Here is a 6,654-nt window from a genome sequence, read left to right as displayed (position 1 = left end):
TCGAATTCGGCCGCTACCTCACCGAGGCGGTGTTCGAGCCGCTCGGCATGGCGTCTACCGAACTCGACGGCGGCGCGTCGGCGGCGGGATACGGCGCCACGTCCACGGTGGCTGATCTCGCGGTTTTGGCCGGTGACCTGCTGCGACCGACCCTGGTGTCGGCCAAGATGCACGCCGAAGCCACCGCCGTGCAGTTCCCGGGCCTGGACGGCGTGCTGCCCGGGTTCGGGGTGCAGCGGCCCAATGATTGGGGGCTGGGATTCGAGATCCGCGACGCCAAGTCCCCGCACTGGACGGGATCGGCCAATTCGGCCCGCTCGTACGGGCATTTCGGCCAGTCGGGGACGTTTTTGTGGGTCGATCCGGAGGCCGACTTGGCGCTCGTCGTCCTGGCCGACCGTAATTTCGGCGACTGGGCCTACCAGCGATGGCCCGAACTCTCCGACGCCGTCATCAACGAATTCGGCAGCAAATGACCCCGGGACTAGCGCAACAGGGGCCTCACAAGGCACAATAGACACGCACGACACAACTGCAGCTCATCGGATCCGCCAGGTCGTTGGGGAAGACGTCCCTCGCGGAGCCGAAGGAGCAACAGATGCGTGCGTCGAACCAGTTCGCCGACTCGACGACCGGCGTGGTCTACATCCATGCCTCACCCGCAGCGGTGTGCCCGCATGTCGAGTGGGCGTTGTCGTCGAGCCTGTCGGCACGGGCGAATCTGAATTGGACCCCACAGCCGGCGATGCCCGGTCAACTGCGCGCGGTCACCAATTGGGTCGGTCCCGTCGGAACCGGTGCACAGCTGGCCAATGCGCTGCGGTCCTGGTCGGTGCTGCGGTTCGAGGTAACCGAAGACCCCAGCGCCGGCGTTGACGGCCACCGCTTCTGCCACACCCCGCAGCTCGGATTGTGGAGCGGCTCGATGAGCGCCAACGGCGACGTCATGGTCGGCGAGATGCGGCTGCGCACCTTGATGGCGTCGGGCGCGGACACCCTGGCCGCCGAACTGGATTCGGTCCTCGGCACTTCGTGGGACGAAGCCCTGGAGCCCTATCGCGACGGCGGCGACGGTGCCGACGTGGCCTGGCTTAGCCGGGGTGTGGGCTAGCGGGCCGCAGGATCTTCAGCGCTCCCGGGACCGCCGACACCTCTACCGGTAGCGGGCAGACGAACTCGCCGTCGGCGTAGGCGTTGATGCCGGGGGAGTCGACGGTGATCGTGCGCGCCCGCGCGGTGCGCACCTCGTCGAGGTCGACGTGGGTGCCCTTGAACACGGTGGGGAACAAGCGAATCAGCCGGGTGCGCGACGCCGACGCCACCATGGTCGCGTCGAGTAGCCCGTCGGAGGGGTCGGCATCCGGACAGATCAGCATGCCCCCGCCGTAGCTTCGGGTGTTCCCGAACGCGGCGAGGGTGAGGTCCGTGACGACTTCCTTACCGTCAAACGTCAGCCGGAACGGCAGCAGCCGCAGTTTGGAGAGCTCGGCGACCATGGCTACGTTGTAGCGCATCCGGCCGTGCGGCCAGCGCATCCGGTTGGTCCGGTCGGTGACCAGCGAGTCGAACCCGGCCGCCATCACGGTGCCGAACCACTTGTCGGTGCCGTAGTCACCCACGATGCGGCCCAGGTCCACGCTCTCGACGATCCCGTCGACGACCACATCGGCCGCGGCTTCGGGATCCCTTGTGGGAATGCCGAATTCGCGCGCGTGGTCGTTTCCGGTGCCCGCCGGGACTATTCCGAGGGGCACGTCATTTTGCGCGAGCACTTGCAGCGCAAGCGAAATGATGCCATCGCCGCCGACGACCACCAGTGCATCCATGCCGTGCTCAAGGGCGCCGTCAACGAGCCGTCGCGCATGCGCGGCGTCGGTGCCGACGATTTCGACGACGTCGACGCCCCGCTGCTGGAGTCGTGCGACTGCTCGTTCGGCGGCGTGTGGTGCGTTGCCGTGACCCGACGCCGGGTTGGTCAGAACAGTGACCCTGGCGATGTCGGTCACGGAACAAGCTTGCCGGGGTTGAGAATCCCGGCAGGATCGAGCGTCGCCTTGACCGCCCGCAGCACCTCGACACCGAGATCGCCGATTTCGTCACGCATCCATGGCCGATGATCGGCGCCGACGGCGTGGTGGTGGGTGATGGTGGCGCCGGAGCGCATCATCGCGTCCGACGCTGCAGTTTTCGCCTTACGCCACTGTTCGATCGGATTTCCGCGCTGCCCGGCGACGATGGTGAAATACAGCGACGCACCGGTGGGATACACATGCGAAATGTGGCACAGCACCAGCGCCGGTGTGCCGGTTTCGGCGAGCGCGGTGGTCAGCGCCTCGGTCACCGCGGCCTTCAATGCGGGGATGTTGGACCAATTGGTGGCGGTCTCCAGGGTCTCGCACAACGCGCCCGCCGACAGCAGCGCGTCGCGCAGGTACGGCGCATTGAAGCGGCCATGCTCCCAGGCGCGGGCCGGCGCGTCACCCAGCGACGTGCCGCCGCGGGCCTCCACCAGGGTCCGGGTCTCGGCGTGTCTGCTCTGAACGTGCGCCTCGGTTCCCTCGAACACCGTGATCGCCAGGCAACCGCCGCTGACCTGTTCCTCGCCGATGCTCTCGGTGGTCGCGAGGTTCACGCCGGTCTCGGCTTCATCGGAGAGCCGGATGACCGTCGGCCCGGTGCCGGTCTGGACGACGGCGCGCAGGGCGTCGGCGCCGGTCGCGAAGTCGGGGAACGACCACGCCTCATACCGGCTGGCCTGCGGTACCGGGTGGACGCGTACCCGGACGCGGGTGATGACGCCGAACACGCCTTCGGAACCGATCAACAGCTGGCGCAGATCCGGGCCCGCCGCCGACTCCGGCGCCCGGCCGAGATCGAGCACGCCGGCGGGTGTCACCGTACGCAGGCCACGGACCATGTCGTTGAACCGGCCATAACCCGCCGAATTCTGACCCGACGAGCGGGTGGCGGCGAGCCCCCCGATCGTCACGAACTCGAAACTCTGGGGGAAGTGCCCGAGCGAGAAGCCGCACTCACCGAGCAGGCGTTCGGCTTCCGGGCCGGTGACGCCGGCGCCCAGTTCGGCTTCGCCGGAGATCTCGTCGATCCAGTGCAGTTCGTTCAGCCGACGCAGGTCGAGCGATATCACGGCGGTGAACCCGTCGCGGAGCGGATCGAGGCCGCCGACCACGCTGGTGCCGCCGCCGAACGGGACAACGGCAATGCCGTGCTCTACGCAGTACCGCAGGATGTCGGAGATCTCATTTTCGTCGCCGGGCAGCAGCACCGCGTCGGGGGCGTCCTGGACGCCGGGATCCCGGCGGCGAAGCAGGTCGAGGGTGGATTTACCGCCGGCGCGCAACAGCCGGGCGGAGTCGTCGACGCCGCAATGCTCGGTTCCGACGATCGCGGCCAGGCCGTCGCGATCGGCAGGCGACAGCGCCGACGGCCGCAACGTCACTTCGCCGGGCTCCAGCTCGGCTACCAGCGAATCTCCGACGCCGAGCGCTTGCTTGAGAAGGGCTCGAATCCCGTCGGACAGCGGCTTGGCCGCCTCCGGGTCACCCCATGCGTCCCACTTCATCGGGGGTAGCAGGGCAGCCTGGTGGTCATTCGGCGGTGTCATGCGTTACAGTATTACATATGCTGTCAATCAGTAACGACACTTCGCCGGATATCGGGGACCGGATCCTGGAAGCGGCGGCGAGCTGCGTGCTCGCCTACGGGGTGGACCGGGTCACGCTCGCCGAGATCGCACGGCGCGCCCGGGTCAGCCGGCCGACCATCTATCGCCGCTGGCCAGACACCCGATCGCTGCTGGCAGCGCTGTTGACCGCACGAATCGTCGGCGTGCTTCGAGACGTGCCGTCCCGCGGCGTCGGGCGCGAAGCGTTGGTCGACCGCATGGTCGCTCTCGCCGCACGCCTCCGGCACGACGACGTCGTGATGTCGGTCTTGCACTCCGCGCCCGAGCTGGCCATGGTCTACATCGCCGAGCGTCTGGGCACCAGCCAGCAGATCCTGATGGACGCGGTCGCCGCCGACCTGCGGGTCGCGCAGCGCGAGGGCAGTGTCCGCGCCGGCGACCCCCGCCAGCTTGCCGCGATGTGTCTGCTGATCACGCAGTCGACCATCCAGTCCGCGCAGATCGTCGAGCCGATCCTGAACGCCGACGCGCTCGCCGTCGAACTGGCCCACTCACTGAACGGATACCTCAAGCCGTGACAAACTCCGCCGCACTCAACGCGCCCCGCCGCGCCCGCGAATTGGCGGAACTGGCCGATGGCCAGACGCTCGATGTCGTGGTGATCGGCGGTGGCATCACCGGCACCGGTATCGCCCTGGACGCAGCGTCGCGGGGGCTGACGGTGGCCCTGGTGGAAAAGCACGATCTGGCGTTTGGCACCAGCCGCTGGAGCTCGAAGCTGGTGCACGGCGGGTTGCGGTACCTGGCAACCGGCAATGTCGGGATCGCCCGGCGCAGCGCAGTCGAACGCGGAATCCTGATGACGCGCAACGCCCCTCACCTCGTCAGCGCCATGCCGCAGCTGGTCCCGCTGCTGCCGGCCATGGGTGGGCCCGAACGGGCGTTGGTTCGAACGGGTTTCCTGGCCGGCGACGCGCTGCGCTGCCTGGCGGGCACCCGGTCGTCGACGTTGCCCCGGTCGCGGCGCATCTCCGCCCGGCGAGCCGCCGACATGGTGCCCGCCGTACGGCGCGACGGCCTGGGCGGCGGTTTACTCGCCTACGACGGCCAGCTGATCGACGACGCGCGCCTGGTCGCCGCGGTGGCGCGCACCGCCGCGCAGCACGGCGCCCGCATCCTTACCCGCGTCGCCGCCTCGCAGGCCACCGGCACGTCGGTCCGCCTGACGGATCAGCTGTCGGGCGAGTCATTCGACGTGTCCGCCCGTGCCGTCATCAACGCGAGCGGCGTCTGGGCCGGCGAGGTCGACGCGTCGATCGCGTTGCGGCCGAGCCGCGGCACGCATCTGGTGTTCGACGCCAAGTCATTCGGCAATCCCACTGCCGCGCTGACCATTCCGATTCCCGGCGAGCTGAACCGATTCGTGTTCGCCATGCCCGAGCAGCTGGGCCGGGTGTATCTCGGCCTGACCGACGAAGATGCCCCCGGCCCGATACCCGATGTGCCCGAACCGAGTTCGGAGGAGATCGGGTTCCTGCTGGACACCGTGAACACCGCGCTGGACGTCAAGCTCGGCCGCGAGGACATGATCGGCGCCTACGCGGGCCTGCGCCCGCTGATCGACACCGGTGCGGGTCGCACGGCCGATGTTTCGCGCGATCACGCCGTCGTCGAGTCGCCGTCCGGCGTCATCAGTGTGATCGGCGGCAAACTGACCGAGTACCGGTACATGGCCGAGGACGTTCTCGACAAGGCCGTCGCATTGCGGGGGCTGGCCGCCAACCGCTGCCGGACCCGCAATCTACCGCTCGTCGGCGCACCATCGAATCCGGTTGCGACTCTGCGAGTTCCGATTGAACTCCCGTCGTCGCTCGTCGCCCGCTTCGGCGCCGAGGCACCGAACGTCCTTGCTGCGGCGACATGCGACCGGCCTACCGAGGCGGTGGCCGACGGCATCGACGTGATCCGCGCGGAGTTCGAGTATGCGGTGACGTACGAAGGCGCGCTGAGCATCGACGATATCCTCGACCGCCGTACCCGAATCGGGCTCGTGGACGCCGACCGGCACCTGGTTCTATCTGTGGCAGCGGAGTTCTTCTGACCGCGAGTTTAGGAGGCTTTCGATGAGCTTGGCCGATGCACACGTCGAGACACGGTTGCCCGCGCAGGACCTGGACCGTGCCCGCCGATGGTATGCGGAGAAGCTGGGCCTGCAACCGGCCGAAGAACGTGAGGGCGGCCTGCGGTACGTGTGCGCCGACGGCGCGTTCTGCCTGTTCGCGTCCACGGGTTCGTCGGCCGGGACCTTCACTCAGATGGCGTTCACCGTCGACGACATCGACGCCGTGGTCGCCGACCTGCGCCCCCGCGGTGTGGTCTTCGAGGAATACGGCATCCCGGGGCTGCCGATGGTCGACGGCATGGTCGACATAGCAGGCAACTACCCGAGCAAGGGCAGCGGCGAGCGCGCCGCCTGGTTTCGTGACAGCGAAGGCAATCTGCTCGGGCTGGGTCAGCCCACGCAGTGATTCATGGCTATGAGGCCATCGCGTCGAACAGCCTTGCGATGTCGGTAGGCGCTACGTCGACATCGCACTGCTGCCGCAGGGTCCGCAACGGCTGCGCGATGCGTTGCAGATCGGCCCACTGCTGAGGACGGGTGACGAAGTAAGCCCGGATCGCGTTGTCAGCCCCCGGTCCCTGCGCGCCGGCATTGCTGATCGCGTCATTGGCGTCGGGATGGCTGGACAGGTACTGGGCGGTCTGCGAGGACACCGTGCCAATGGCATTGGTCAGTCCCGCGGCGGTGCATTGGGGCTGAGCCGACGCCGTCGGTAGTGCAATTGTCGCGGCGGCCAGCGCCCCGAGCGCTCCGGTTGCGAGCACACTGATGACTCGGCGGCGCGCAACGGTGTTGTAGATTTGCATTTCTAACTCCTTAATCGCGGCATTTCATGCTTCCCCGACGCATGTCCAATTCCAGCAGACTACGCCGCGCTATTGTTGGA

The 6,654-nt window shown here is 68.0% G+C and carries 8 protein-coding genes; 5 read left to right on the top strand and 3 right to left on the bottom strand.

Annotation, left to right across the window (positions count from 1 at the left end):
- Together ACRDU5_RS19820 and ACRDU5_RS19815 are read left to right on the top strand one after the other, a co-directional pair.
- A partial coding sequence (locus ACRDU5_RS19820; RefSeq protein ID WP_526616518.1) for a serine hydrolase occupies positions 1 to 476 on the top strand: 476 nt, incomplete at its 5' end.
- A 122-nt stretch (positions 477 to 598) separates the two neighbouring features.
- Positions 599 to 1,111, top strand: a complete 513-nt coding sequence (locus ACRDU5_RS19815; RefSeq protein ID WP_526616517.1) for a DUF3145 family protein — start codon at positions 599 to 601, stop codon at positions 1,109 to 1,111.
- Here ACRDU5_RS19815 and ACRDU5_RS19810 read toward each other — a convergent pair.
- The gene (locus tag ACRDU5_RS19810) at positions 1,092 to 2,006 is read right to left on the bottom strand and encodes a diacylglycerol kinase (protein WP_526616516.1); all 915 of its coding nucleotides are present in this window, start codon (positions 2,004 to 2,006) and stop codon (positions 1,092 to 1,094) included. The genes ACRDU5_RS19815 and ACRDU5_RS19810 overlap by 20 nt on opposite strands.
- Complete coding sequence (locus ACRDU5_RS19805) at positions 2,003 to 3,583, bottom strand: FAD-binding oxidoreductase (protein WP_526616520.1); 1,581 nt, start codon at positions 3,581 to 3,583, stop codon at positions 2,003 to 2,005. Before ACRDU5_RS19805 ends, ACRDU5_RS19810 begins: the two co-directional genes overlap by 4 nt.
- A gap of 59 nt (positions 3,584 to 3,642) precedes the next feature.
- Between ACRDU5_RS19805 and ACRDU5_RS19800 the strand changes: the two genes are divergently transcribed.
- Genes ACRDU5_RS19800 through ACRDU5_RS19790 form a run of 3 tightly spaced genes read left to right on the top strand, consistent with a single transcriptional unit; the run spans position 3,643 to position 6,174 of the window.
- Positions 3,643 to 4,224, top strand: a complete 582-nt coding sequence (locus tag ACRDU5_RS19800) for a TetR/AcrR family transcriptional regulator (RefSeq protein ID WP_526616515.1) — start codon at positions 3,643 to 3,645, stop codon at positions 4,222 to 4,224.
- Positions 4,221 to 5,747 carry a glycerol-3-phosphate dehydrogenase/oxidase gene (locus tag ACRDU5_RS19795; protein WP_526616513.1) on the top strand — a complete coding sequence of 509 codons (1,527 nt, stop codon included), beginning with the start codon at positions 4,221 to 4,223 and terminating at the stop codon, positions 5,745 to 5,747. The genes ACRDU5_RS19800 and ACRDU5_RS19795 overlap by 4 nt, the downstream gene beginning before the upstream one ends.
- A 22-nt stretch (positions 5,748 to 5,769) precedes the next feature.
- Complete coding sequence (locus ACRDU5_RS19790) at positions 5,770 to 6,174, top strand: VOC family protein (RefSeq protein ID WP_526616512.1); 405 nt, start codon at positions 5,770 to 5,772, stop codon at positions 6,172 to 6,174.
- 7 nt (positions 6,175 to 6,181) lie between these two features.
- Here the strand turns inward: ACRDU5_RS19790 and ACRDU5_RS19785 are convergent, their stop codons facing one another.
- Positions 6,182 to 6,574, bottom strand: a complete 393-nt coding sequence (locus ACRDU5_RS19785) for a hemophore-related protein (protein ID WP_526616511.1) — start codon at positions 6,572 to 6,574, stop codon at positions 6,182 to 6,184.
- Positions 6,575 to 6,654 lie beyond the last annotated feature (80 nt).

This window comes from Mycobacterium sp., from assembly GCF_050701515.1.
Taxonomy (GTDB): domain Bacteria; phylum Actinomycetota; class Actinomycetes; order Mycobacteriales; family Mycobacteriaceae; genus Mycobacterium.
This window is presented reverse-complemented; position numbering and strand designations above follow the sequence as displayed.